The sequence below is a fragment of the Bacillus mobilis genome, assembly GCF_001884045.1.
Classification (GTDB): Bacteria; Bacillota; Bacilli; order Bacillales; family Bacillaceae_G; genus Bacillus_A; species Bacillus_A mobilis.
Map to the genome: position 1 here is coordinate 1 of NZ_MACF01000115.1, position 253 is coordinate 253.

The 253-nt window shown below is 37.9% G+C and carries 1 protein-coding gene; it reads left to right on the forward strand.

Going from position 1 to position 253, the window contains the following annotated elements; translation table 11 throughout:
* On the forward strand, positions 1–253 hold a 253-nt coding region (locus BAQ44_RS18625), incomplete at both ends, for a prealbumin-like fold domain-containing protein (RefSeq protein ID WP_148662576.1).

Sequence of the window (253 nt, forward strand, 5' to 3'; positions counted from 1 at the left end):
GGCGCCGTTGAATTAATTAAGCTTGACGACGTTGACAACTCTACTCTTGAAGGTGCGGTATTTAAAATTGTTGATATGAACGGCAATGATGTTCGTTCTAATTTAACTACTGATAAAGATGGAAAAATCTCTGTTTCTGATTTACGTCCGGGAGACTATCAGTTCGTTGAAACGAAGGCTCCTATTCATTACGACTTAAATCAAAATCCTATCAAGTTTACTGTTGAAAAGAGTCAAACGGCTACAGCTTCTG